The sequence below is a fragment of the Jejubacter calystegiae genome (genome assembly GCF_005671395.1).
Lineage (GTDB): Bacteria > Pseudomonadota > Gammaproteobacteria > Enterobacterales > Enterobacteriaceae > Jejubacter > Jejubacter calystegiae.
This window is the reverse complement of sequence record NZ_CP040428.1, coordinates 1333462-1357272: the sequence shown is the minus strand read 5'-3', so window position 1 is coordinate 1357272 and position 23811 is coordinate 1333462. Positions and strand designations below refer to the sequence as shown.

The 23811-nt window shown below is 56.6% G+C and carries 25 protein-coding genes; 9 read left to right on the top strand and 16 right to left on the bottom strand.

Features of this window, described 5'->3' with window-relative positions:
* The first annotated feature begins 7 nt into the window (after positions 1-7).
* The 3 genes from glpK (at position 8) to fpr (ending at position 3480) form a co-directional block, all read left to right on the top strand.
* Positions 8-1516, top strand: a complete 1509-nt coding sequence (glpK, locus tag FEM41_RS06265) for a glycerol kinase GlpK (RefSeq protein ID WP_138095173.1) — start codon at positions 8-10, stop codon at positions 1514-1516.
* Between the two features lie 103 nt (positions 1517-1619).
* Complete coding sequence (glpX, locus tag FEM41_RS06260) at positions 1620-2630, top strand: class II fructose-bisphosphatase (protein WP_138095172.1); 1011 nt, start codon at positions 1620-1622, stop codon at positions 2628-2630.
* A 103-nt stretch (positions 2631-2733) separates the two neighbouring features.
* Entirely contained in the window at positions 2734-3480 is a 747-nt protein-coding gene (gene fpr, locus FEM41_RS06255) for a ferredoxin--NADP(+) reductase (RefSeq protein WP_138095171.1), read from the top strand.
* Between the two features lie 2 nt (positions 3481-3482).
* On the opposite strand, the gene FEM41_RS06250 is transcribed toward fpr, so the two are convergent.
* Complete coding sequence (locus tag FEM41_RS06250) at positions 3483-3902, bottom strand: DUF805 domain-containing protein (RefSeq protein ID WP_138099126.1); 420 nt, start codon at positions 3900-3902, stop codon at positions 3483-3485.
* Between the two features lie 108 nt (positions 3903-4010).
* On the opposite strand from FEM41_RS06250, the gene FEM41_RS06245 reads away from it, so the two are divergent.
* Together FEM41_RS06245 and tpiA are read left to right on the top strand one after the other, a co-directional pair.
* Positions 4011-4604: a DUF1454 family protein gene (locus tag FEM41_RS06245; RefSeq protein ID WP_138095170.1), complete on the top strand. Its 594-nt coding sequence runs from the start codon at positions 4011-4013 to the stop codon at positions 4602-4604.
* A gap of 103 nt (positions 4605-4707) precedes the next feature.
* Positions 4708-5475 carry a triose-phosphate isomerase gene (gene tpiA / locus FEM41_RS06240; RefSeq protein ID WP_138095169.1) on the top strand — a complete coding sequence of 256 codons (768 nt, stop codon included), beginning with the start codon at positions 4708-4710 and terminating at the stop codon, positions 5473-5475.
* Between the two features lie 45 nt (positions 5476-5520).
* Here tpiA and FEM41_RS06235 read toward each other — a convergent pair whose 3' ends face one another.
* The 10 genes from FEM41_RS06235 to cpxP all read right to left on the bottom strand — a co-directional run bounded on the left by FEM41_RS06235 (position 5521) and on the right by cpxP (position 15988).
* Complete coding sequence (locus FEM41_RS06235) at positions 5521-6825, bottom strand: SLC13 family permease (RefSeq protein ID WP_138095168.1); 1305 nt, start codon at positions 6823-6825, stop codon at positions 5521-5523.
* 39 nt (positions 6826-6864) lie between these two features.
* Complete coding sequence (locus tag FEM41_RS06230; RefSeq protein WP_138095167.1) at positions 6865-7587, bottom strand: GntR family transcriptional regulator; 723 nt, start codon at positions 7585-7587, stop codon at positions 6865-6867.
* A gap of 62 nt (positions 7588-7649) precedes the next feature.
* Positions 7650-8690 (bottom strand): ADP-ribosylglycohydrolase family protein, encoded by a 1041-nt coding sequence (locus FEM41_RS06225; protein WP_138095166.1) that lies wholly within the window; start codon positions 8688-8690, stop codon positions 7650-7652.
* Positions 8691-8713: 23 nt separating this feature from the next.
* The gene (locus FEM41_RS06220; protein ID WP_138095165.1) at positions 8714-9640 is read right to left on the bottom strand and encodes an aminoimidazole riboside kinase; all 927 of its coding nucleotides are present in this window, start codon (positions 9638-9640) and stop codon (positions 8714-8716) included.
* 9 nt (positions 9641-9649) lie between these two features.
* A complete protein-coding gene (locus FEM41_RS06215; protein WP_138099125.1) occupies positions 9650-10984 on the bottom strand; it encodes an MFS transporter in 1335 nt (444 codons plus the stop codon).
* Between the two features lie 222 nt (positions 10985-11206).
* Positions 11207-11950, bottom strand: a complete 744-nt coding sequence (locus FEM41_RS06210; RefSeq protein ID WP_138095164.1) for a CDP-diacylglycerol diphosphatase — start codon at positions 11948-11950, stop codon at positions 11207-11209.
* A 77-nt stretch (positions 11951-12027) separates the two neighbouring features.
* Positions 12028-13017 carry a sulfate ABC transporter substrate-binding protein gene (locus tag FEM41_RS06205; RefSeq protein WP_138099124.1) on the bottom strand — a complete coding sequence of 330 codons (990 nt, stop codon included), beginning with the start codon at positions 13015-13017 and terminating at the stop codon, positions 12028-12030.
* Between the two features lie 148 nt (positions 13018-13165).
* Positions 13166-14128: a 6-phosphofructokinase gene (gene pfkA / locus FEM41_RS06200; RefSeq protein ID WP_138095163.1), complete on the bottom strand. Its 963-nt coding sequence runs from the start codon at positions 14126-14128 to the stop codon at positions 13166-13168.
* A 173-nt stretch (positions 14129-14301) separates the two neighbouring features.
* The gene (gene fieF / locus FEM41_RS06195; protein WP_138095162.1) at positions 14302-15195 is read right to left on the bottom strand and encodes a CDF family cation-efflux transporter FieF; all 894 of its coding nucleotides are present in this window, start codon (positions 15193-15195) and stop codon (positions 14302-14304) included.
* Positions 15196-15478: 283 nt separating this feature from the next.
* Positions 15479-15988, bottom strand: a complete 510-nt coding sequence (gene cpxP / locus FEM41_RS06190; RefSeq protein WP_138095161.1) for a cell-envelope stress modulator CpxP — start codon at positions 15986-15988, stop codon at positions 15479-15481.
* 146 nt (positions 15989-16134) lie between these two features.
* Between cpxP and cpxR the strand changes: the two genes are divergently transcribed.
* The 3 genes from cpxR (at position 16135) to trmL (ending at position 18763) form a co-directional block, all read left to right on the top strand.
* Entirely contained in the window at positions 16135-16833 is a 699-nt protein-coding gene (gene cpxR / locus FEM41_RS06185) for an envelope stress response regulator transcription factor CpxR (protein ID WP_138095160.1), read from the top strand.
* A complete protein-coding gene (cpxA, locus tag FEM41_RS06180; protein WP_138095159.1) occupies positions 16830-18203 on the top strand; it encodes an envelope stress sensor histidine kinase CpxA in 1374 nt (457 codons plus the stop codon). The genes cpxR and cpxA overlap by 4 nt, the downstream gene beginning before the upstream one ends.
* Before the next feature lie 80 nt (positions 18204-18283).
* Positions 18284-18763 carry a tRNA (uridine(34)/cytosine(34)/5-carboxymethylaminomethyluridine(34)-2'-O)-methyltransferase TrmL gene (trmL, locus tag FEM41_RS06175; protein WP_138095158.1) on the top strand — a complete coding sequence of 160 codons (480 nt, stop codon included), beginning with the start codon at positions 18284-18286 and terminating at the stop codon, positions 18761-18763.
* Between the two features lie 19 nt (positions 18764-18782).
* Here the strand turns inward: trmL and cysE are convergent, their stop codons facing one another.
* The 5 genes from cysE to FEM41_RS06150 form a co-directional block, all read right to left on the bottom strand.
* Positions 18783-19604, bottom strand: a complete 822-nt coding sequence (cysE, locus tag FEM41_RS06170) for a serine O-acetyltransferase (protein WP_138095157.1) — start codon at positions 19602-19604, stop codon at positions 18783-18785.
* Positions 19605-19684: 80 nt separating this feature from the next.
* Complete coding sequence (gpsA, locus tag FEM41_RS06165; RefSeq protein WP_138095156.1) at positions 19685-20698, bottom strand: NAD(P)H-dependent glycerol-3-phosphate dehydrogenase; 1014 nt, start codon at positions 20696-20698, stop codon at positions 19685-19687.
* Positions 20698-21168 carry a protein-export chaperone SecB gene (gene secB, locus FEM41_RS06160; protein ID WP_138095155.1) on the bottom strand — a complete coding sequence of 157 codons (471 nt, stop codon included), beginning with the start codon at positions 21166-21168 and terminating at the stop codon, positions 20698-20700. Before secB ends, gpsA begins: the two co-directional genes overlap by 1 nt.
* Positions 21169-21292: 124 nt before the next feature.
* The gene (grxC, locus tag FEM41_RS06155) at positions 21293-21544 is read right to left on the bottom strand and encodes a glutaredoxin 3 (RefSeq protein ID WP_138095154.1); all 252 of its coding nucleotides are present in this window, start codon (positions 21542-21544) and stop codon (positions 21293-21295) included.
* A gap of 22 nt (positions 21545-21566) precedes the next feature.
* Positions 21567-22004 carry a rhodanese-like domain-containing protein gene (locus FEM41_RS06150; RefSeq protein ID WP_138095153.1) on the bottom strand — a complete coding sequence of 146 codons (438 nt, stop codon included), beginning with the start codon at positions 22002-22004 and terminating at the stop codon, positions 21567-21569.
* A gap of 251 nt (positions 22005-22255) precedes the next feature.
* On the opposite strand from FEM41_RS06150, the gene gpmM reads away from it, so the two are divergent.
* On the top strand, positions 22256-23803 hold the full coding sequence (gene gpmM / locus FEM41_RS06145; RefSeq protein WP_138095152.1) for a 2,3-bisphosphoglycerate-independent phosphoglycerate mutase: 1548 nt from the start codon (positions 22256-22258) through the stop codon (positions 23801-23803).
* The last annotated feature ends 8 nt before the right edge of the window (positions 23804-23811 follow it).

Genomic DNA, 23811 nt, shown 5'->3' with positions numbered 1-23811 from the left:
CCGCACTATGACTAAAAAATATATCGTTGCCCTTGACCAGGGGACCACCAGCTCACGGACCGTTATCCTGGATCACGATGCCAATATCATCAGCGCGTCCCAGCGCGAGTTCCAGCAAATCTACCCCAAAGCAGGCTGGGTGGAGCACGACCCGATGGAGATCTGGGCCAGCCAGAGCTCCACGCTGACCGAAGCACTCTCCCGGGCGGATATCAATTCTGACCAGATAGCCGCCATCGGCATCACCAACCAGCGCGAAACCGTGGTGGTCTGGGATCGGGAAACCGGCAAGCCCATTTATAACGCCATCGTCTGGCAGTGCCGCCGCACCGCGGAAATCTGCGAGCAGCTTAAGCGTGATGGTATGGCAGAATACGTACGCCACACCACGGGTCTTATCATCGACCCTTACTTTTCCGGCACCAAGGTAAAGTGGATCCTCGATCATGTGGAAGGCGCTCGTGACCGTGCCCGCCGTGGCGAGCTGCTATTCGGCACCATTGATACCTGGCTTATCTGGAAGATGACCCAGGGGCGGGTCCACGTCACGGATTACACCAACGCTTCCCGCACCATGATGTTCAACATCCACGAGCTGGACTGGGACGATCGCATGCTGGAAGCGCTGGATATTCCGCGCGCCATGCTGCCCCAGGTACGTAAATCTTCGGAAGTCTATGGTCAGACCAACATCGGCGGTAAAGGTGGTACCCGTATTCCTATCGCCGGCATCGCCGGAGACCAGCAGGCCGCGCTGTTCGGTCAACTGTGTGTGAAAAGCGGTATGGCGAAGAACACCTACGGCACTGGCTGCTTTATGCTGATGAATACCGGCGAGCAGGCCGTTACCTCTGAGCACGGATTGCTGACCACCATCGCCTGCGGACCAAAGGGCGAGGTCAACTACGCGCTGGAAGGAGCTGTCTTTATGGCTGGCGCCTCCATTCAGTGGCTGCGCGACGAAATGAAGCTGATTGGCGACGCCGCCGATTCCGAATATTTCGCCACCAAGGTCGACGACACCAACGGCGTCTATGTGGTGCCGGCCTTTACCGGTCTGGGCGCCCCTTACTGGGACCCTTACGCCCGTGGCGCCATCCTGGGGCTGACCCGCGGTGTTAACGCCAACCACATTATCCGCGCCACTCTGGAGTCCATCGCCTTCCAGACCCGGGACGTGCTGGAAGCGATGCAGGCCGACGCGGGTACCCGTCTGCGCTCGCTGCGTGTCGACGGCGGCGCGGTGGCCAACAACTTCCTGATGCAGTTCCAGGCCGATATTCTGGGTACCCCGGTAGAGCGCCCGGAAGTGCGCGAGGTGACCGCCCTGGGCGCCGCCTACCTGGCCGGGCTGGCTGTGGGCTACTGGCAGAATCTGGATGAACTGCATGAAAAAGCCACCATAGAGCGCGAATTCCGCCCCGGCCTGGAAACCGTAGAGCGTAACTACCACTATGCAGGCTGGAAGAAGGCCGTACAGCGCTCGCTGGACTGGGAAGACCACGAGAAACGCTAACCCCCTGCCGGGCGGAGACTTCCGCCCGGTTAATCTCCCTCAATAACGCCCCTCTCCCCCCTGTGCTAAACTCGAGCGCACCTAAACCCGTTATGAGTCAGCAATGAGACGAGAACTTGCCATCGAATTTTCCCGCGTGACCGAAGCCGCCGCTCTGGCCGGCTACAAGTGGCTGGGTCGCGGCGATAAAAACACCGCGGACGGCGCAGCGGTCAATGCCATGCGCATTATGCTCAACCAGGTCAATATCAACGGCACTATCGTGATCGGCGAAGGCGAGATCGATGAAGCCCCCATGCTCTACATCGGCGAGCAGGTCGGTACCGGTCAGGGCGATGCGGTGGATATCGCCGTGGATCCTATCGAAGGCACCCGCATGACCGCTATGGGGCAGGCTAACGCGCTGGCCGTACTGGCGGTAGGCGACGAAGGCTGCTTCCTGAACGCGCCGGATATGTACATGGAAAAGCTGATCGTCGGACCGGGGGCCCACGGCGCCATCGATCTGAATCTGCCGCTGACGGAAAACCTGAAGCGTATCGCCGCCGCTCTCGATAAACCGCTGTCGGAACTGACCGTCACTATTCTCGCCAAACCGCGCCATGACGCGGCCATCAAAGCATTACAGGAACTGGGTGTGCGGGTCTTCGCGATTCCGGACGGCGACGTGGCAGCCTCTATTCTGACCTGTATGCCGGATAGCGAAGTGGACGTGCTTTACGGCATTGGCGGCGCGCCGGAAGGGGTGGTTTCCGCTGCCGTGATCCGCGCGCTGGATGGCGATATGCAGGGACGCCTGCTGGCCCGTCATGAGGTCAAAGGCGACAGCGAAGAGAACCGCCGTATCGGCGAACAGGAAATAGCCCGCTGTCAGCAAATGGGCATTACGCCCGGTAAAGTGCTGAAGCTGGATGAAATGGCGCGCAGCGATAACGTCATCTTCTCCGCCACCGGCATTACCAAAGGCGATCTGCTGGACGGTATCACCCGCAAGGGCAATATGGCCACCACAGAAACCCTGCTGATCCGCGGTAAATCCCGCACCATTCGCCGCATAAAATCCATCCACTATCTGGACCGCAAAGACCCCGGCGTGCAGGAACATATCCTGTAATGGCCGCGTTTGTCCGATAGAGCTTTCCAGCCCCCACGGGCTGGAAAAGCGTTATCGATCCCTGCGAAGATAACCACAGCAGAATCAGTAACAGGAGCGCACAATGGCAGATTGGATTACCGGTAAGGTCACAAAAATCCAGCACTGGACGGACGCGCTTTTCAGTCTGACCGTCCATGCCCCCATCGCCCCCTTTACCGCGGGGCAGTTCACCAAGCTGGGACTGGAAATTGACGGCGAGCGGGTGCAGCGCGCCTACTCATACGTGAATGCGCCCGCCAGCCCGGATCTGGAATTTTACCTGGTGGAAGTGCCGGAAGGTAAGCTGAGCCCACGCCTGCACGCGATGAAGCCCGGCGATGAGATCCTGCTGGTAAAGGACGGCGCGGGATTCTTCGTGCTGGAGGAAGTGCCCGACTGTCAAACCCTGTGGATGCTTTCAACGGGCACCGCTATCGGCCCCTATCTTTCCATTCTGCAACAGGGTGACTATCTGGCGCGCTTCCAGGAGATCGTGCTGGTACACGCCGTGCGTTACGCAGACGATCTCAGCTATCTGCCACTGATGCAGGAACTGGAGGCGCGCTATGAAGGCAAATTGCGTATCCAGACAGTCATCAGCCGCGAAATCGCCCCCGGGGCGCTCCACGGCCGTATTCCGGCATTGATTAACAGCGGCGAGCTGGAAGCCAGCGTCGGCCTTAGCATGACGCCCGGGACCAGCCACGTCATGCTGTGCGGCAATCCGCAAATGGTGCGCGACACCACCCAGCTTCTGAAAGAGACGCGCCAGATGGCCAAACATCTGCGTCGTCGCCCCGGCCATATCACCGCCGAACTCTACTGGTAGCCTTAGCGAAACTTTACCGGGCGGGCTTCATCGCCGTACTTGTTCCCGCCCGGTTTTCCCTCAAAAGCGCCCAGTTCTATCAGCATCATTACCATAATCAGCGTAGGCATAAAGCGCCCCAGCGCCCACTGCCAGATACCGGCCAGCATCTCCCAGTTCCCGGCCATCAGCATCCAGGACAGAATCAACAGCAGCGCCCAGGCGCCGGACTTCCCTCGATCGTGCAAACGTTTCACCACCACGGCAGCAGTAGGCCACAGCAGACAAACCAGAATAAAGGCGGCACTCTGCAGGCTGAGCCAGTCGCTGCCTGCCAGCGTAAACAGCAGCGCCATGGCGCACAGCCATATCGCCATCCAGATCCAGAACTCCCGGCGCCCAATACGCCCCTTAACAGAAAACAGCCACTGCTGTATGGTCATCATCACTTCCCAGGTCATTGCTTCAGCCGTTAGTTTAACCTGTAATGGCTTTTGACAAGATGCTCCGATACCGATTTAATCCCGGTAATGGGACAAGATAAAAACAATATGATGAACATCCGTACCTTCACCTTTCTGCTTATAGCCCTGTTTCCGGCCGTCAGTCTGGCTGACGAGCCTGCGGCTTCTCCCGGACCGGTCGCCCCTTATCTACTGCCGGGCGCCCCCGCGTTCGAACTGAATATCACCCAGTTCCGGGAAAAATTTAATCAGGAAAACCCCTCGCTTAAGATCAACGAGTTCCGCGCCATCGACAGCGCGCCAGATGCCGCCCGGGTGACCCGGGCCGCCAGTAAGATCAACGAAAATCTCTATGCCTCCAGCGCCCTGGAGCGAGGTACCCTGAAAATCAAAAGTATGCAGATTACCTGGCTACCCATTCAGGGCCCCGAACAAAAGGCAGCAAAAGAGAAGGCAAAGGTCTGGATGAGCGCGGTGTTGCGGGTCTTTACCCCTGGTATTACTCCACAGCAGAGCCGGTCCCGTCTGGACAGGCTGCTCAAAGAAGGGAAAGACAAAATCTACTATGCATGGAGTGAAGGCGCCGTGCGCTATGTTGTCGCGGACAACGGCGAAAAAGGGCTAACTTTCGCCGTTGAACCGATTAAGCTTACGCTATCCGGTGAGACAATCGCGCAATAATGATAAAAAGCCAGGCCTTTCCGGCCCAGAGTCTCTATACTGTTTCTCAACCTGGGCTGCCTGCCCGGCAGCCTGTCTTATCTTTATTACCTGGAGAATAAAAATGCGACATCCATTAGTGATGGGTAACTGGAAACTGAACGGCAGCCGCCATATGGTTAACGAGCTTGTCACCAACCTGCGCAAAGAGCTGTCGGCCGTAGACGGTTGCGGCGTTGCCATCGCGCCGCCGGATCTGTATCTGGATATGGCCCGCAATGTCGCTGGCGGCAGCCACATTCAGCTCGGCGCCCAGAACGTCGACGTTAACCTCTCCGGCGCCTTCACCGGTGAAACCTCCGCCGAAATGCTGAAAGATGTCGGCGCGAAGTACATCATTATCGGCCACTCCGAGCGTCGTACTTATCACAAAGAATCCGATGAGTTTATCGCCAAAAAATTTGCGGTACTGAAAGAACAGGGTCTGACCCCGGTTCTGTGCATCGGCGAAACCGAAGCAGAAAATGAAGCGGGTAAAACCGAAGAAGTCTGCGCTCGCCAGATCGACGCCGTGCTGAAAACCCAGGGCGCCGCTGCCTTTGAAGGCGTGGTTATCGCTTATGAGCCGGTATGGGCCATCGGCACCGGCAAATCCGCTACCCCGGCTCAGGCTCAGGCGGTACACAAATTTATTCGCGATCACATCGCGAAAGCCGACGCGAAAGTGGCCGAGCAGGTCATCATTCAGTACGGCGGTTCCGTTAACGATAAGAACGCCGCAGAACTGTTCAGCCAGCCGGATATCGACGGCGCGCTGGTCGGCGGTGCTTCTCTGAAAGCCGACGCTTTCGCGACCATCGTTAAAGCCGCGGCAGCAGCGAAAAAAGCCTGATTGCTCGCTGACTGAACGATAAAAACCCGTCGCTGGCGGGTTTTTTTATAGCTGGTGCAACACCAGAAACCAGCCGTAATTGAGCGGCAGCAGAACAAGGAAAGTCACCAGCGCCAGCGCCAGACAAAGCTTGATGCCCTGACGCGCCGGGACTCTGCCCAGCGCCATCGCCACCACAATGGGCGATGCCTGATACGGCAGCAGCGGCGTGGAATAACCCAGCACCTGAATCATAATCACCGACAGCAACGGAAAGCCGGTTGCGCCGGAAAAGCTCTGGGCAAGCGTAGTGTACAGCGCCGGTACACCGTTGGCGGTCATAATAAAATTCAGCGCCGTGGTGATCCCGGTTAGCGCCGCGAAGCTGGTAAAGGGCCGCCCGGGATCCAGCGGCATCACCTCCATCAACCAGGCGCCAACCGCATCTCCCAGTCCGCTTTGCGTTACCGCCGCTGCCAGCCCCAGAATGCCCGCCACGTAGATGCAGGTGCGCATATTCACGCCTTTGGCAAACTCCTCACCGTTAATAAAACCTACCCGTGGTAGCAGGGTCACACAGGCGGCAGCCAGCCCAATCCATGCCGGGCCGATGCCGTGCCAGCTTTCGCTCACCCATAGTCCCAGAACTATCGCCAGCAGCACGGCTAAGCGCTTTTCCGCCATGCTAAAGGGCTCTGACTGCATCGGTTCACGGGGAAGCTGCGGTGTGCCCGGAAACAACCAGCTAATCAGGGCGATTAATACGATCCCCTTCAGGATGCCCAGCACAGGGGTGTGCAGCAACAGATAAGGCAGATAGTTCAGATGGATGCCGTAGGCGCCTTCCGTCGCCCCGCTCATCACCAGGTTGGGCACATTGGCAGGCAAGATGGTGGCGGAAAGTTGGAAAGTACCAAACCCTACCGCCAGCGCCAGACCAAACCAGCCGCGACTGCCTTCCATAATCCCTACCCGCTTCGCCATAGCGCCCACCACCGGCATCAGCAGCGCGATACGCCCCATATTGGAAGGCATCACAAAAGCCAGCGCATAACTCAGCAATACCACGCTCGCCACCAGTTGCCACCAGCTGCCGGTCAGGCGCGCCGAAATCACGGCGGCGGCCCGGTCGGCCAGCCCGGTCTTGCGAATGGCGACCCCCAGTACAAATCCGCTAAACACCAGCCAGAACGCAGAGGAGGCAAAACCGCTAAACAGCGTTTGCGCAGGCACGATATGACCCATCATAGCGACGGCAAAAAACAGCAGCGCCGTCAGGAACTCCGGCAGCGCCGACGTTGCCCACAGAATCAACGTAACGGTAATCACCAGGGTCGGCCAGAACAGCGGATGGGTCAGTAATTCAGACATGCCTGTCTCCAGCAAGGGGTCATTGTTGTTATTGGAAACTCAGTGGTAATAGATTTCGCCAAAATAGTCTGACAGTACGTAGTAGCGGCAATACTCAAAGGGGCGCTCCTGCCCGGCCTGAAAGGTCTGGCGCGCCACCGACAGCAGCGGCTTCTGCGCCGAAATCCCCAGACTGTCACACAGCGCGGCCGTGGGCAGAATGGCATCCACTTTTTCGATAGCCGAATCGCTATGCACGCCAAGCAACGCATACAGCGACTCGTGCCGCAGATCGTCAGCATTGAGCGTTAGCTGCGGGAAAAAGGTCGTATCAAGATAGATATGCTCATGATTGAAAGGCCGCCCTTTCAGACTGCGCACCCGGGAAATATAGAGGAACTGATGATGGGGAGGCAGGCTCAGTCCGTGTGCCAGCGCATCACGCGCATGGCGAGGTGATATCTCCAGAATCTGGTTTTCCACCGGGATATTGGCATCCTGGAGGTCGCGGGTAATCCCCCGGAAGGTATGACCATAGCTCACTCCGTCCGGCACCGCACTCACCACCGAGCCGCTGCCGCGTTGGGAGGTAATAAAACCGGCGCTGACCAGCTCATTCCACGCCTGCTTAACGACAATCAGCGAAACATTGTAAAGGCGGGCAATCTCTTTTTGAGTCGGAAGCTGCTGACCCAGCGCCCAGGTCCCGCTCTGGATTTGCTGGCAGATAATGTAAAACAACTGCTTGTAGAGTGGCGTGAAACTTTCCTTATCAACCTGCACCGGGTTACCTCACTGGATTGCGGGGGATGGCCACACCATCCCCGGCAGGGTAACCGCTTCACTTACCCTGCAATCTTCCTGGCAAGCGTAGCCAGATCGAAGTGGTTCATGCTGTCGACGGTAGTCAGATAATGGGCGGGAAGCGCTCCCGCGCCGTGAAATGCGCCGGAAATGGCCCCCACCATCGTGGCTACCGTATCGGTATCATTGCCAATATTAACGGCCGAAATAATAGCATCAACGGCAGAATCCGGACAGCAGGCGAACAGCCCAAACGCGGCAGGAACCGCTTCGCTGACGTGCAGGCCGCTACCGATAATATCATTCAGCTCTACGATGGCCGTTTCCCAGTGACGATGACGCCTGCCAATTTGCACTGCCAGATCAATGCGGCGTGCCACAGAAGGCCCGGCAACGGTCATTGCCCCCTGCTCTTGCGCCAGTCGGTAACCCCGGGTCGCGCCATAGACGCCAGCGGCGATGATGGCATCGGCGCTGGTCACCGGACGCAGAGCTTCGCTTATCGCAGCCGCGACGGCGGCAGCACCAGACATCGCCAACAGGTTATTATGGGTAAAGCGACAAACATCCAGCGCGCAGGCAATGGCCGCGTCAGTATCGCCAGGATGAAGCAATGCCGCGGGCCAGATCTTCATTGCCGAGCCGTTGGTTGCCTCGGCGTTGCCGTTATTAATAATCTGTACCGACTGCTTTTCGCCCTCCAGCTCTCCCTGAAGCGAGGGGCGCTCGTCATTAAAAATCGCCTTCATGGCCGCACGCGTGGTCGGGCCGGTAAAATTAGCGTAGTAAGGATAAGCCAGCCAGCGAGAGAATGCCTCGCGCATCGCAGCATCACTCACCTGGCGCTGGTGGTTCAGCAGCGACTCCATGATGTAATAACCCTGCAGAAAATCATCGGTACACATCCCGGCCTCATTACAACGACCAAAGGTGTCGGCAGGCGGTTTGCGAAAGTCGGTGACCCAACCGCCGAAGTAATCCTGAATCTGCTGCTGAGTGCGAACTTCGGTTGCCGCGCCCATGGCATCGGCCGCCGCGGCCCCCACCAGGCATCCCAGAACCTTATCTGAATCCACTTGCATGATTTTGCTCCTGTCATTGGTTATTAAAGCGATGTTCCGGCTTTTCGGGCCAGGAACTGGTGCAACTGTGCGAGGTTGGGCAGCGCGGTAATGGCGCCTTTCGCGGTGACTGCCAGGGCGCCGCAGGCATTGGCATTATTGACCGCCGCCGCCAGAGAGGCGCTCTCACAGGAAAGGGTGTAAAGCAGTCCACCCACGAAGGCATCTCCGGCACCGGTGGTATCCCGCACCTGAGCCGGAAAGCCGCTAAAATGGCGTTCTCCCTCAGGCGAAATCACCCAGGCGCCTTCATCGCCCAATGAGATCACCGTGATCGGGCAGCCGCGATCGCGCAGGTAGAAACGCGCTTCCCGCCAGTGATGCGTGCCACTCAGGCGACAGAGTTCATCTGCCGATACCTTGCCAATGGATGCAAAACCAATGGCCTGCTCGATCACCCGGGAAATTGCCTGAGGCTCAGGCCACATCGCCTCGCGCAGATTGACGTCAAACATAACGCTGCCACCTGCGTGGCGCATTCGGCGGGCAGCCTCCAGGCAGGCCGTGCGGGCCGGTTCGTCGGTCAGGCCGATCGAGCTAAAGCACAGCCATTCCCCGGGCTGGAACACCGGTAAATCCTGCGCGGTCACGAAGGTATCGGCGCTCGGCCGCACCAGATAGGTGAAGCTGCGTTCCCCGCAGGGGTCCAGGCTGACGATTAACACGGCGCTGGTTAGCGCCGCATCCGGGCGCAGATGCGTGACATCCACGCCTTCACGCATAAAGACATGACGCAGGAAGGCGCCCGTATCATCCTGCCCCAGACGACCAATAAAGCCGCAGTCCCCTCCCAGTCGTGCCACGCACACCGCCACATTCAGCGCGGCACCACCGGGGCACTTAAGGTAGTGCGTCTCATCATCCGGCATCAGATCGACAGAGGCATCACCCATTACCCAGACTCTGCTCATCGCCCCTCCTTACGCCTGGCGACGTGCCAGCTCACCGCGAATTTCGCGGTAATAGTCGTTATTAATGCGGTAGCGTTTCATCAGCAGGCCGATAGCCAGATGGAACAGCGCGGGGATCAGCGTCATCATCAGCGCAATACCCGCCAGCGAGCTCGCGCTCTGGGCGGTATCGGCCTGATAACCGAACGCATTAAGCAGGAAACCCAGCATGCCGCCAGCAATGCCCATTCCAAATTTCTGGAAAAACAGGATGCCGCCAAATGCCAGGCCGGAAACACGCTGGCCGTTCTTCTTTTCACCGTAATCTACAGCTTCGGCGATGGAGGACCAGAACACCGGCATCTGCATGTCGCAGAAGAAATTGATCAGGAAGTAGAAAACAAACGCCAGCACCACATCCTGCTGACCCACCAGCAGATACATGGCAATGCTCAGCGCGAAGGTAATAAGCTGGGTATAGCGAAACAGTTTAATTTTGTCGTAAAACCGGGTCAGCCAGGTGGTGCTGACCATCGCCAGAATCGAAGCCACCACCCCCACCGTCAGGAATGGCGAAATCAGTGCATCGCCGCCGCCTAAAAAATATTTAGCGTAATAGGCCGCCACCGAGCCGCGAATCACGTAGCCGCACATCAGCAGTAAAATCACGATACCCAGGATAATCCACTGATCGTTACGCAGCATGCAGGCAAACTGCTGCTTCAACGGTAGGGTGGGAATTTCCGGTTTCAGTCGTTCACGGGTGGTAAAGAAACAGAACAGAAACAGCAGCGTCCCCATCGCACCCATCAACCCCATCGCAAACTGATACCCCAACGCTTTGTTCCCCTGCCCCAACCAGACCGCCAGCATCGGCACCACAATGGTCACCAGGAAAGCGGCGATTTTGGTCATGACAAACCGGTAGCCATTCGCGCTCAGACGCTCCACCGGATCGTCAGTAATCACGCCTATCAGGGAGATATAAGGAATGGTGATCGCCGTGTAGACCAGGGTCATCAGAATGTAAGAGAAATAGGCCCAGGCGAGCCTGGTGGTATAGGCCAGATCCGGGGTAATAAACATCAGATACACGGCAAAGCCAAACGGAATGGCGAACCAGATAAGCCAGGGGCGATAACGCCCCCAGCGGGTATTTATTTTGTCGGTGAGGATCCCCATGGCTGGGTCGATAATGGCATCGATCATCCGCACCACGATCAGTAAGACCCCCACATCAGCCGGGCGCAGCCCATAAATATCCGTATAGAAGTAAGCCAGTAGCAATTGCATGGCGACAATCACCACGTTGACGGCCATATCCCCAGCGCCAAAGCCTATTTTTTCCACAACAGAGAGCTTCATCATCAGTACCCCTCTCAGGGCCTTCGGCAGTCACCGAAGGTGGATTTAAATTAATGGCATGAAAAATAATGTCTTTTTTATTAAATTCCCGAACAATACGGCAGACTTCACGGGTTGGTGTGGCAGGTACAGTCTAAGATTTAATCAAAAGACATAAAGGTATACTTTTATATCTTTTGATCGCTGTCACATACCTTTTACTTTTGGGAAGGGAGCCGGAGGTTAGCTGTCGTGGAGGATCGCACAGTCGTGATCCTGAATTTCCTCGGACGAGGCCAGATTCAGGCGCAGCAGATGACGTTCGGTGGCCAGCAGGACGAAATCTCCGTCGGGAAGCAATGCCAGCGCCAGTCCATAGCGCCCCATATGCGCACGGGCACCGGGCACCTCGTTCGCCAGCAGACGGAACGGGCTCTGCCTGCTGAGCGCATCGGCGCTGACCCGACGTATCATATAGTGATGACCGCTAATGCTGCCATCAAGAGGTTGCCAGCGAGGGCCTACTCCGGCAGCGCTGCGGTTAAGCTGTGCTCTCACCTCAGAACGCAGGCAGGAGATATGAATGTGCAGGTGATTCTGGGTACGACCCATCCGGGAATTCACCGTCAGCGCAATGGCCGTATCCGGCACCGGCGCGCTGCGTTTCACGCCCAGCAGATCCCGTGCCTGCCAGGCCAGCCAGAAATAGTTGGGAGTTTCAGCATCCAGCAGCATCGGGCTTTCAATGCCGTTAATTCTGATGACCGGAAGGAGCAGATACTGCAAAAGGCCGTTCCGATCCTTAAGAAGAGCGGCATCTTGCGTGACCCGGGTACAGGGAGCAGGGTTGCCATGCTGCCAGCCCGGCAGACACTGTTTCAGTACGATATGGCGCAAAGCATCCGGATGTCCCGCCAGATGAAGATAACCGACCCCGGCCAGCAGCAGCGTCAAAGGGATGAGCAGAATCAGTAACAGACGTCGCACGCGTTTCTCCCGGCGTTGGAAGCAGGCAGCGTAGCGCAATCTGCGGAAATAAAAAACGGCCCCGCAGGGCCGCTCTGTTAGCGCCGGCTTATTTGATCGAAGATGCCGCCGCTGGCGAAGTGCGTTTTCTGAGCTTCAGCCCAACCACCCGCCAGATCATCCACGGTATACAGCTTCAGCTTCGGGAACTGCGCGGCGTACTTCTGTGCCACTTTCGCATCCCTCGGTCGGTAGAAGTTTTGCGCTGCTATCTCCTGCCCCTGAGGCGAGTAGAGATACTTCAGATAAGCTTCCGCCACCGGGCGGGTTTCTTTCTTATCCACCACCCGATCCACTACCGAAACGGAAGGCTCAGCCAGAATGGATTCGCTCGGGGTGACAATTTCAAACTTACCTTTGCCCAGTTTTTCGGTTGCCAGCAGCGCTTCATTTTCCCAGGCAATCAGCACATCGCCAATACCCCGCTCCACGAAGGTATTGGTGGCACCGCGAGCACCGGAATCGAGCACTTCCACATTCTTGTACAACGCTTTCACGAACTCCTGCGCCTTCGCTTTATCGTTGTTATTGTGGTGCAGCGCATAGCCCCAGGCGGCCAGATAGTTCCAGCGCGCACCGCCGGAGCTCTTCGGATTCGGGGTGATGACAGAAACGCCAGGCTTCGCCAGGTCGTTCCAGTCGTGAATCTGTTTCGGATTACCTTTGCGTACCAGAAAGACGATGGTCGAGGTATAGGGTGCAGAGTTATCCGGCAGGCGCTTCATCCAGGCTTTGTCGATACGCCCGCGCTGGGCAATGGCATCCACATCGTAGGCCAGCGCCAGGGTCACCACATCGGCTTCAATACCGTTGATTACCGAAGTTGCCTGCTTACCGGATCCACCATGGGACTGGCGAATCACCACGTTATCGCCCGTTTCCTTTTTCCAGTGAGCAGTGAAGGCTTTGTTGTAGGCTTCATACAGTTCGCGGGTGGGATCGTAAGAAACGTTCAACAGTTGAACATCTTTCGCCAGCGCGCCCATTGATGCCAGTAACAGCGTGAATCCGACACCCCATTTATTCATCATTCGCTCTCTCTGTCGTTATTCGGGTAATAACAGGAGCCTGCCAGAAAGCGACTGATTGATTAAAGAATAAAAAAAGATTGGCTATAACTTTGGAGCATAAAAAAGCCGGGTAACCCCGGCTTTCCGCTGTCTCATAAAGAGCAAATCAGTACAGCTTCTTGGCGCAATCCATCCAGTCGCTTTTGAACGGACGCTTCATATTTTCGATGGCGTCGATAATGTCGTGGTGCACCAGCTTCTCGTTCTGAATACCCACACAGCGACCGCCAAAGCCCTGTAGCAGCAGCTCGATAGAGTATGCTCCCATGCGCGAGGCCAGAATACGGTCATAAGGGCACGGAGAACCACCGCGCTGAATGTGGCCCAGAACGGTCGCGCGAGTTTCACGCTTCGTTTCGTCCTCAATGTACTTCGCCAGCTCATCAACATCGCAGATGTGCTCAGTAATCGCTACGATGGCGTGTTTTTTGCCTTTGGCGATACCAGCTTTGATTTCCGCGACCAGATCTTCACGCTTAAATTCCACTTCCGGAACGACGATAAACTCGCAGCCGCCGGCAATGGCCGCCGCCAGAGTCAGGTCGCCACAGTAGCGACCCATCACTTCGACGATAGAGATACGCTGGTGGGAAGAAGAGGTATCACGCAGGCGGTCAATCGCTTCAACGACAGTCCCCAACGCGGTAAAGAAACCGATGGTGTAGTCGGTGCCTTTAATATCGTTATCGATGGTGCCCGGCAGGCCGATGCAGGGGAACCCCATTTCGGTCAGACGCTTGGCGCCCATGTATGAACCGTCGCCCCCAATCACCACCAGCGCATCCAGGCCGCGTTTTTTCATGTTTTCGATAGCGACATTGCGAACGTGCTCTTCGCGGAATTCAGGGAAGCGGGCGGAGCCAAGGAAGGTGCCGCCGCGGTTAATCATGTCGGAAACGCTGTAGCGGTCCAGGTTGATCATCCGGTCTTCGTACAGGCCAAGATAGCCATCATAAACACCAAAGACTTCGAGCCCTTCCGTCAGCGCGGCACGTACCACGCCACGAATCGCAGCGTTCATGCCAGGCGCGTCACCGCCGCTCGTCAATACACCGATTTTCTTAATCATGACTACCTCTGAACTTAGAATGCTAATTAATCCCGTTGCCGGAGACCGTACGGTAACCCCGCAATGATCAACCACGATGCTACAGATAGTATACCAGTCGTCTTTTGCTGAATTGATTCAGGTCAGGCCATATGGCGGTAATTTATACGAAAAAACGCCTTTATGAACCTTTTTTAAATCTTTCGTTGTGGCTCTGGCACTACCGAGCAGGGATCCTGATGAATAATCACATCGGATCCCGGAAAACGCTGCAAAATCGCCTGCTCCACGCGCTCGGCAAGCCGATGCGCCTCTACGAGCGGTAAACGATCGTCCATTTCCAGATGGAGCTGAATAAAGCGGGTCGGCCCTGACTGCCGCGTTCTGAAATCATGTGCGCCACGAATACCCGAACAGCCGTGAACAATCTCTTCGATCGCCTGCAGCTCTTCTTCCGGCAGCGCACGGTCAAGCAACGACTGTACCGCTTCATAACCCATGCGCAGGGCGCTATACAAAATATAGATGCCAATTCCCAGAGCAAACAGGGAATCTGCCCGATGCCACCCAAACCAGGCCAGGCCCAGTGCAATCAGAATGGCGCCGTTCATCATGACATCGGACTGATAATGAAGCATATCAGCGCGTACCGCCTGACTGCCGGTACGACGAACCACCCAGCGCTGGAAGGTGACCAGTATCAGGGTACTGACCAGTGCAACGACGGTCACAATAATGCCCACCTGCGGCTGATTCATCGGTACCGGCTGCGCCAGGTGCTGAATACCGGTCAGCACCAAAAATAACGCTGAACCACAGATAAACATGCTTTGCGCCAGCGCTGCCAGCGACTCCGCCTTTCCATGACCAAAAGTGTGCTCTTCATCGGCTGGCTGAAGCGAATAACGCACGACCAGCAGATTAGTCAGCGATGCACCGATATCCACCAGAGAGTCCACCAGCGATGCCAGAATACTGACCGAGCCGGTATACCACCAGGCGAAAATTTTAATCAGCAGCAACAGCGATGCCATCACCGTCGCCGCCACCGCTGCCCGACTTACCAGCCGCCCATACTGTTGATTCATAACCCTTCCTCTGCGTAATTGCGGCTAGTATAGCGAACAGGCCCATAGCAGGGAGTGAAAATTTCATTTACGGGTCAGCGATCGAAAGCGGCCTTATACCTCAAACTTTTTCCGCACCAGCACGCGATAAAACGGTAAAAACAGACCATTATTAACCTTTAGCTATTTTTTTATGGTTTCCATAACTTTTTCAGGCGACAGACGACGAAAAAAAGGATAAAAAAAACCCCGCTAAAAGCGGGGGAAGACAGGGATGGTGTCTATGGCAAGGAAAACAGGTTTGTTACTGGTGACGCTGATTACCGCTGCTACTAAGCCGTAATCCGGAACTCGGTTTCATCTCCGCCAGGTCGCGCATTTGCTCCATACGCTGACGGTGCTTGTTGTTTAAAATCATCTGCTGCTCGGGCGTTAACAGGTGGAACATCTGGTTGCGAACTTTGGCCATTTCGACCTGGCGCTTAACCTGTTCCTGAGCCATTTTTTCGGCCTGAGCGCGCACGGCGCTTTCGTCAAATTTTTCTGCCGTGACCAGCTTATGCATGGTCTCGATTTCGCTAACATTAACAGGAGACTGCTCGTGTCTGGCCTGTTGCATGAGATCGCGCAACTGTTGGCGCTGATGTTCGGTTAAACTAATGCCATCAAACATATGGCCCTGAACACTGCTGCCTTGAGACTCCAGGTCCTTAGCGGAATGCCAGTCGCCACTCTTGACGGCTTCAGCAGCCTGGCCAGTTAAGGCCGTTAGAGCCAGCGTAGAGGCCATGACGGCAGTAGTAACAATGCGCATCACTTGCTCCCAAAATACTGTGCTGCGATTCAACGAGGGCCAGTCTACGATTCTCGCTGCAAACAAGCGTCAGGGGGTGTAAAACAACGTAAAGTCATGGATTAGCCGTGCTGGATGACGTAATTTCTGCCTCGGAGGTATTAAAAATGAATAAAATCCTGTTAGTCGATGATGATAAAGAGCTGACTTCCCTGCTAAAGGAATTGCTCGACATGGAAGGCTTCAACGTGCTTGTTGCTCACGATGGTGAACAGGCTCTCGACCTCCTTGATGATAGCATCGACCTGCTTTTGCTCGACGTGATGATGCCCAAGAAGAACGGTATCGACACCCTTAAAGAGCTACGACAAACACATCAAACGCCGGTGATTATGTTGACCGCGCGCGGTAGCGAGCTGGATCGCGTTCTCGGCCTTGAACTGGGTGCGGACGACTATCTGCCGAAACCATTCAACGATCGTGAACTGGTGGCCCGTATTCGCGCAATCCTGCGCCGCTCCCACTGGAGCGAGCAGCAGAGCAGCGAAGTTAGCGGTTCCCCAACCCTGGAAGTAGACGCTCTGAGCCTTAACCCCGGCCGCCAGGAGGCCAACTTTGAAGGCCAGACCCTGGAGCTGACAGGCACCGAATTTACGCTGCTGTACCTGCTGGCACAGCATCTGGGCCAGGTGGTCTCTCGCGAGCACCTGAGCCAGGAAGTACTGGGCAAGCGCCTGACGCCGTTTGATCGCGCAATCGATATGCACATATCGAACCTGCGCCGCAAACTGCCGGAGCGTAAGGACGGCCAACCGTGGTTTAAAACCCTGCGCGGCCGGGGCTACCTGATGGTGTCCGCTTCATGATAAGTAGTCTTACAGCGCGTATTTTTGCCATATTCTGGTTAACGCTCGCGCTGGTTTTAATGCTGGTACTGATGTTGCCCAAGCTGGACTCCCGTCAAATGACAGAGCTGATGGAGAGCGAGCATCGCCAGGGCATTATGATTGAACAGCACGTGGAAGCGGAGCTGGCAAGCGATCCCCCCAATGATCTGATGTGGTGGCGTCGCCTGTTCCGCGCCATCGATAAGTGGGCCCCACCGGGGCAGCGTCTGCTGCTGGTCACAAGCGAAGGGCGCGTCATCGGCGCCCAGCGCAACGAAATGCAGATTATCCGCAACTTTATCGGTCAAGCGGACAACGCCGATCACCCGCAGAAGAAAAAATATGGCCGCGTTGAACTGGTCGGCCCTTTCTCGGTTCGCGACGGTGAAGATAACTATCAGCTCTACCTGATCCGCCCGGCCAGTAGTTCGCAATCCGATTTTATTAACCTGTTGTTCGATCGCCCGTTACTGCTACTTATCGTCACCATGCTGGTCAGCGCACCATTGCTGCTCTGGCTTGCCTGGAGTCTGGCGAAACCCGCCCGTAAGCTGAAGAACGCCGCCGATGAAGTCGCACAGGGTAACCTGCGCCAACATCCGGAACTGGAAGCGGGTCCCCAGGAGTTCCTGGCCGCTGGCGCCAGCTTTAACCAGATGGTGACGGCGCTGGAGCGCATGATGACCAGCCAGCAGCGGCTACTGTCGGATATCTCCCACGAGCTGCGCACTCCCCTAACCCGCCTGCAGTTGGGTACGGCCCTGCTACGTCGCCGCAGCGGCGAAAGCAAAGAACTGGAGCGGATAGAGACTGAAGCACAGCGTCTGGACAGCATGATCAACGATCTACTGGTCATGTCCCGCAGTCAGCAGAAAAATGCGCTGGTCAGCGAAACGCTCAAGGCCAATCAGCTGTGGGCAGAGATGCTGGATAACGCCGCCTTCGAAGCCGAGCAGAAAGGAAAATCCTTCGAGATTACCTATCCGCCTGGCCCGTGGCAGATTTACGGCAACCGAAATGCACTGGAAAGCGCGCTGGAGAATATCGTCCGTAATGCGCTGCGTTACTCGCATACCCAAATCGCCGTTAACTTCTCGGTGGATAACCAGGGAATTACCGTGACGGTAGACGACGACGGTCCGGGAGTGAGTCCCGAAGACCGCGAACAGATCTTCCGTCCCTTCTTCCGTACCGATGAAGCCCGGGATCGGGAATCGGGTGGTACCGGCCTGGGGCTGGCCATTGTTGAGACCGCCGTACAACAGCATCGCGGTTGGGTTAAGGCCGACGACAGCCCGTTGGGCGGCCTGCACCTGACGCTCTGGCTACCGCTGTATCAGCGCACCTGATATCTGCCCCTCTCTCCCCAGAGAGGGGCAGACAGCGTAAAAACCTGCTATCCTTGCCCCCCTTCCAGAAGGGGGCGTCCATGCTGAATATCGTATTATTTGAACCTGAAATCCCACCTAACACCGGGAATATCATCCGACTATGCGCTAATACCGGCTTCCGGCTGCATATTATTGAGCCAACCGGCTTTACCTGGGACGATAAACGCCTGCGTCGCGCAGGGCTGGATTATCACGAATTTACCGCGGTCACCCGCCATCGCGACTACCCTACCTTTCTTGAGAGTGAACGCCCGCAACGACTGTTTGCCCTGACGACCAAAGGGACGCCAGCGCACAGCGCCGTGACGTATCAGGAAGGAGATTACTTGCTGTTCGGCCCCGAAACCCGCGGCCTTCCCGCCACCATTCTGGATGCGCTCCCCCCACAGCAGAAGATTCGCATACCGATGGTGCCGGACAGCCGCAGCATGAATCTGTCGAATGCCGTCTCAGTTGTGGTCTATGAGGCCTGGCGGCAGTTAGGGTATCCCGGCGCCGTATTGCGGGATCCGGTCTGATCCGGAATTGCTATCGGGATCAGATCCCGTCGCCGTATTCGAAGCCGTTCCAGTTACCGTTAAAGTGCTGATCCATATCCATCGACGGCTTCTCGCTGCCGGGTTTCCCGACGATGCGTGCCGGCACGCCCGCCGCGGTGGTATGAGGCGGCACCGGCTGAAGTACGACGGAACCCGCACCAATCTTGGCACCGCGCCCCACTTCGATATTGCCAAGCACTTTAGCACCCGCGCCAATCATCACGCCTTCGCGAATCTTGGGATGGCGATCGCCGCTGGTTTTGCCAGTACCGCCCAGGGTCACCGACTGCAGAATGGAGACATCGTTTTCAATCACCGCGGTTTCACCCACCACAATGCCCGTCGCATGGTCGAGCATGATGCCGCGACCGATTTTCGCCGCCGGGTGAATATCGACCTGGAAGGAAACCGAAACCTGATTTTGCAGGAAAATCGCCAGTGCCCTGCGCCCCTGGTTCCACAACCAGTGACCGATACGATGCGCCTGCAGCGCATGGAACCCTTTCAGATACAGCAACGGCGTGGAGTACTTATCCACCGCCGGGTCGCGGGTGCGTACCGCCTGGATATCGCAGGCGGCTGCGGCGATCATCTGCGGGTCGGCCGCGTAGGCCTCTTCCACCATCTCACGAATGGCGATGGCAGGCATAATCGGTGATGCCAGCTTATTCGCCAGCATATAACTCAGCGCGCTGCCGAGGCTTTCGTGTTTTAGCAGCGTTGCGTGATAAAAACTGGCCAGCATCGGCTCACAATCGGCCAGTGCCCGAGCTTCGGCTTTGATGTTATTCCAGACCAGTTCGACTTCTTCACACAACATTGCTCTCTCCAGACAAAAACAGCGGCGCTGACGATCCCATCGTAATCGCCCGGCCGCATGATTATATGATTTGCGCTCCGTTAGTGACTCTCGTCCTTACGCGCACGACCCAGTAGCGTTAATGCTGCCTCGCGCGCATTTTTTCCGCAATACAATACCTGATAAATTTCCTCGGTTATTGGCATTTCGACGCCACAGCGGGCCGCCAGCTCGCGAACCTCTTTGGTATTGCGATAGCCTTCCACCACCTGGCCAATCTGCTGCTGGGCGCTGTCGACATCCGCCCCCTGCCCCAGTTGCATGCCAAAACGTCGATTACGCGACTGGTTATCGGTACAGGTCAGCACCAGATCGCCCAACCCGGCCATCCCCATAAAGGTGGCAGGATCGGCCCCCAGGGCGCTTCCAAGGCGCGACATTTCTGCCAGGCCACGGGTAATTAACGCCGTGCGGGCATTCGCCCCAAAACCGATGCCGTCAGACATCCCGGCGCCAATGGCAATAACGTTCTTCACCGCGCCGCCCAACTGCACGCCGATAAAGTCGTGGTTACGATAGACGCGAAAGCTCTTGCCGCAGTGCAGCAACGTCTGGAGATCGCTGGCAAAGACGTCATCGGTCGCCGCAACGGCAATCGCCGTCGGCAGCCCGGCGGCCAGCTCTTTAGCAAAGGTCGGCCCGGAAATTACCGCCAGCGGGATCCGATCTCCCAGGACTTCACGCGCCACATCCTGCAGCAGACGACCGGTTTCGGCTTCCAGCCCTTTGGTTGCCCAGACCAGACGGGCATCGTCGCGCAACAGCGGACGAATACTCCCTAACACCTGACCAAAGACGTGACTCGGCACCACGACCAGAATGTCACGACTGGCGGCCAGCGCCGTAGCGAGGTCGCTTTCAAGGTGCAGGGTATCGGGAAAGGGGACATCGGGAAGAAAGGCAGCATTACAGCGATCGTGCTGCAGCGTAGCGATATGGTTGGGATCGTGCCCCCACAAAACGACATCGTGGCCGTTTCTTGCGAGGGTGATGGCGAGAGCGGTGCCGTAAGAGCCGGCACCGATCACTGTCATTGACGCATTAATGGTGTTCATCAGGCATCCTGATGTTCTTGCTCATCTGCTTCGCCAGACTGCTGCTGTAAGTAGTTCATAAACAGCGCATCAAAGTTTACCGGCGCGAGGTTCAGCTGCGGGAAGGTGCCGCGGGAAACCAGGCTAGTGATGCATTCACGGGCGTACGGGAACAGAATATTCGGGCAGTATGCGCCCAGGCAGTGAGCCATCTGAGTCCCTTCGATACCGCCGATAGAGAAGATACCCGCCTGCTGGACTTCGCACAGGAATGCGGTCTCTTCGCCCAGTGAAGCGGTCACGGTTACGCGCAGAACCACTTCATAGACATCATCCGCCAGCTGGCTGGAGGCGGTATCCAGATCCAGTTTCACCTCCGGCTCCCACTCTTTCTGGAAGGTCTGAGGTGCATTCGGCGCTTCGAAGGAGATATCCTTCGTGTAAACGCGCTGAATCTGGAAAGTCATTTCGGTGTTGTTTTGCTCTGACATAATTAACCCTTTACAGTAATGTCCTTAATATCCTCGTCATACCTCAGGCCACACTCCTGGCGCCCGCCTATTGCCGCCGCCGTGTGCACCCCAACGTTGCAGAGTGAAGTTCCTGGTGGCCGCATCAGCGCAGCAGAGGGTCCAGCCCGCCGCTCGCATCCAGTGCGTATAAATCATCGCAGCCGCCAATATGCTGCTGATCAATAAAAATCTGCGGTACCGTGGTACGGCCGCTGCGTTCAATCATCTCTTCACGCTTTGCCGCATCACCGTCGATGGGCAGTTCGTCAAAAGCGGCACCTTTGCTTTCCAGCAGCGCTTTGGCGCGGTGGCAAAACGGACAGGTGGCTTTGGTGTAGATCTCAATATGAGCCATGATCCCCCCTAAATAACTGGTCTTATTTCCCTTTGCCGCGTACCAGAGGCAGGTTTTCCCCGCTCCAGCCAGCGATCCCCTCTTTCAGCACGAAGACACGCTCGAAACCGGCTTTGTTCAGCAGAGCGCCAGGCTCCTGCGCATTCACGCCGTTAGCATCAACAATAATGATGGGGCTGGATTTGTGTTTTTCCAGCTCACCGAAGTTATTGTTTTTGATCTCGGCGGTTTGCAGGTTCAGCGCGCTGGGGATATGCCCTTTGCGGAACTCATCGCGGGTACGCAGATCGACCACAACGGCCTCTTCTTTGTTGATCAGGCGCGTCGCCTCGCCACGGGTAATGACCTTCACTTTCGAGGTCAGCCCTTTAAATGTGGTGTATAGCACGGCCGCCAGCAGCGCAATCCACGCGATACTAAGTATGGGGTGGCGGCCAACGAATTGCATAATCTCTTGCATGGGGGGTAACAACTCCCGACTGATGATGTAGATAAAAAAACCCGTTGGGGAGTATACCTGTGCACTGTGTCAAATACAGCCAGGGAGCGGGAGGTAATCGCGTTTCTGCGGCCTGTTACGTAAAAAAACCATCATCCGCCGAGGAATTCCCGCCATTCCGGCCCCTTTCTTTGATCTTCTGCGGCTATTTTTGCGCCGCTTCTGTAGTAAAGTTACGCCAATTTTTTATCTCTGACGTATGAGGTTTTTCAATGTCGGCTTCAAAAAAACCCATGGTGCTGGTGATTCTGGATGGCTACGGCTATCGCGAAGATCAGCAGGATAACGCAATCACCCAGGCCCGCACGCCGGTCATGGATAGTCTGTGGGCCAGCCGCCCCCATACGCTGATCGATGCTTCCGGGCTGGAAGTGGGGCTGCCTGACCGCCAGATGGGTAACTCCGAAGTGGGTCACGTCAACCTGGGGGCTGGTCGCGTTGTTTACCAGGATCTCACCCGCCTGGATGTGGAAATTAAAGATCGTGCTTTCTTTGCCAACCCGGCGCTGACTGGCGCGGTTGACCGCGCCGTTTCCGCAGGCAAGGCCGTGCACATCATGGGCCTGCTCTCTGCTGGCGGCGTACACAGCCACGAAGACCATATTATGGCAATGGTTGAACTGGCAGCCGAACGCGGAGCGGAAAAAATCTATCTGCACGCCTTCCTGGATGGCCGAGATACCCCGCCGCGTAGCGCAGAATCTTCCCTGAAGCGTTTCTCCGACAAGTTTGCCGAACTGGGCAAAGGCCGTATCGCGACCCTAATCGGCCGCTACTACGCCATGGATCGCGACAACCGTTGGGATCGCGTAGCGCTGGCCTATGACCTGCTGACTCTGGGCGAAGGCGAGTTCCAGTCGGACAACGCCGTTGCCGGTCTGCAGGCCGCCTATGCCCGCGACGAAAACGACGAATTCGTGAAGCCCACCGTGATTCGCGCCGCTGGCGAAGAAGCCGTAGCGATGGAAGACGGCGACGCGCTGATCTTTATGAACTTCCGTGCCGACCGTGCCCGCCAGATCGCTCGCGCCTTTGTGAATGCCGACTTCGACGGCTTTGCCCGCAAAAAAGTGGTTAAGTTCTGCGATTTCGTGATGCTGACCGAATATGCAGCTGACATCAAAACCGCCTGCGCTTATCCCCCTACCGCGTTGCTCAACACCTTCGGCGAGTGGATGGCGAAACACGATAAAACCCAGTTGCGTATTTCCGAAACGGAAAAATATGCTCACGTTACTTTTTTCTTTAACGGCGGCGTTGAATCACCTTTCGCTGGCGAAGATCGCATCCTGATCAACTCGCCGCAGGTGGCCACCTACGACCTGCAGCCGGAAATGAGCTCTGCGGAACTGACCGAAAAACTGACCGACGCCATTGCCAGCGGTAAGTACGACACCATCATCTGTAACTACCCGAACGGTGATATGGTCGGTCATACCGGCGTGTTCGACGCGGCAGTGAAAGCGGTGGAAACTCTGGATCAGTGCATCGATAAAGTGGTGAAGGCCGTTGAAGCCGCAGGCGGCCAGTTGTTGATTACCGCCGACCACGGTAACGCCGAACAGATGCGCGACCCGTCCACCGGACAGGCCCATACAGCGCACACTAACCTGCCGGTACCGCTGATTTATGTCGGCGATCGGGCGGTGGATGCCATTGCGGGCGGTAAACTTTCAGACATCGCGCCGACCATGCTCAGCCTGATGGGAATGGAAATCCCGCAAGAGATGACTGGTAAGCCGCTGTTCATCGTGGAATAATCTTTCCC

What these genes read in the sequence shown, in the direction of transcription:
- glpK (WP_138095173.1), top strand. Translation starts at nt 8, where the DNA reads ATGACTAAAAAATATATCGTTGCCCTTGACCAGGGGACCACCAGCTCA.
- glpX (WP_138095172.1), top strand. Translation starts at nt 1,620, where the DNA reads ATGAGACGAGAACTTGCCATCGAATTTTCCCGCGTGACCGAAGCCGCC.
- fpr (WP_138095171.1), top strand. Translation starts at nt 2,734, where the DNA reads ATGGCAGATTGGATTACCGGTAAGGTCACAAAAATCCAGCACTGGACG.
- FEM41_RS06250 (WP_138099126.1), bottom strand. Translation starts at nt 3,902, where the DNA reads ATGACCATACAGCAGTGGCTGTTTTCTGTTAAGGGGCGTATTGGGCGC.
- FEM41_RS06245 (WP_138095170.1), top strand. Translation starts at nt 4,011, where the DNA reads ATGATGAACATCCGTACCTTCACCTTTCTGCTTATAGCCCTGTTTCCG.
- tpiA (WP_138095169.1), top strand. Translation starts at nt 4,708, where the DNA reads ATGCGACATCCATTAGTGATGGGTAACTGGAAACTGAACGGCAGCCGC.
- FEM41_RS06235 (WP_138095168.1), bottom strand. Translation starts at nt 6,825, where the DNA reads ATGTCTGAATTACTGACCCATCCGCTGTTCTGGCCGACCCTGGTGATT.
- FEM41_RS06225 (WP_138095166.1), bottom strand. Translation starts at nt 8,690, where the DNA reads ATGCAAGTGGATTCAGATAAGGTTCTGGGATGCCTGGTGGGGGCCGCG.
- FEM41_RS06220 (WP_138095165.1), bottom strand. Translation starts at nt 9,640, where the DNA reads ATGAGCAGAGTCTGGGTAATGGGTGATGCCTCTGTCGATCTGATGCCG.
- FEM41_RS06215 (WP_138099125.1), bottom strand. Translation starts at nt 10,984, where the DNA reads ATGAAGCTCTCTGTTGTGGAAAAAATAGGCTTTGGCGCTGGGGATATG.
- FEM41_RS06205 (WP_138099124.1), bottom strand. Translation starts at nt 13,017, where the DNA reads ATGAATAAATGGGGTGTCGGATTCACGCTGTTACTGGCATCAATGGGC.
- pfkA (WP_138095163.1), bottom strand. Translation starts at nt 14,128, where the DNA reads ATGATTAAGAAAATCGGTGTATTGACGAGCGGCGGTGACGCGCCTGGC.
- fieF (WP_138095162.1), bottom strand. Translation starts at nt 15,195, where the DNA reads ATGAATCAACAGTATGGGCGGCTGGTAAGTCGGGCAGCGGTGGCGGCG.
- cpxP (WP_138095161.1), bottom strand. Translation starts at nt 15,988, where the DNA reads ATGCGCATTGTTACTACTGCCGTCATGGCCTCTACGCTGGCTCTAACG.
- cpxR (WP_138095160.1), top strand. Translation starts at nt 16,135, where the DNA reads ATGAATAAAATCCTGTTAGTCGATGATGATAAAGAGCTGACTTCCCTG.
- cpxA (WP_138095159.1), top strand. Translation starts at nt 16,830, where the DNA reads ATGATAAGTAGTCTTACAGCGCGTATTTTTGCCATATTCTGGTTAACG.
- trmL (WP_138095158.1), top strand. Translation starts at nt 18,284, where the DNA reads ATGCTGAATATCGTATTATTTGAACCTGAAATCCCACCTAACACCGGG.
- cysE (WP_138095157.1), bottom strand. Translation starts at nt 19,604, where the DNA reads ATGTTGTGTGAAGAAGTCGAACTGGTCTGGAATAACATCAAAGCCGAA.
- gpsA (WP_138095156.1), bottom strand. Translation starts at nt 20,698, where the DNA reads ATGAACACCATTAATGCGTCAATGACAGTGATCGGTGCCGGCTCTTAC.
- secB (WP_138095155.1), bottom strand. Translation starts at nt 21,168, where the DNA reads ATGTCAGAGCAAAACAACACCGAAATGACTTTCCAGATTCAGCGCGTT.
- grxC (WP_138095154.1), bottom strand. Translation starts at nt 21,544, where the DNA reads ATGGCTCATATTGAGATCTACACCAAAGCCACCTGTCCGTTTTGCCAC.
- FEM41_RS06150 (WP_138095153.1), bottom strand. Translation starts at nt 22,004, where the DNA reads ATGCAAGAGATTATGCAATTCGTTGGCCGCCACCCCATACTTAGTATC.
- gpmM (WP_138095152.1), top strand. Translation starts at nt 22,256, where the DNA reads ATGTCGGCTTCAAAAAAACCCATGGTGCTGGTGATTCTGGATGGCTAC.